Origin of the sequence: Gemella haemolysans, from assembly GCF_028308085.1 — a bacterium.
GTDB lineage: Bacteria > Bacillota > Bacilli > Staphylococcales > Gemellaceae > Gemella > Gemella haemolysans_D.
Genome location: NZ_JAQMFS010000096.1, coordinates 1 through 287 on the forward strand (window position 1 = coordinate 1; position 287 = coordinate 287).

At 25.8% G+C, this 287-nt stretch carries 1 pseudogene; it reads left to right on the forward strand.

Annotated features, from left to right (window positions below):
- Positions 1-93: 93 nt before the first annotated feature.
- Positions 94-287 (forward strand): annotated as a pseudogene (locus tag PNO30_RS08100) (IS5/IS1182 family transposase); the annotation flags it as partial.

Consider the following 287-nt stretch of genomic DNA (forward strand, 5'->3'; position numbering starts at 1 on the left):
TCAGGCTGTTGACAAATAGGTCAACAGCCTGTTTTTTAACTGAAATAAAATCCTTAAAATGGTATAATATAAGTATACAAAGGAGGTTTTAGTATGTTTAATAAAGTAGAAAATATCAAAGATGAAATAATACTAATGACATTATCAGAAATAGTACCTAAAGATCATTTTTTAAGAAAAGTAGATAAAGCTATTGATTTTAAATTTATTTATGATTTGACAGAAGAATACTATAGCCACACATCAGGTAGAAATTGTTTAGACCCTGTAGTATTATTCAAATTAGT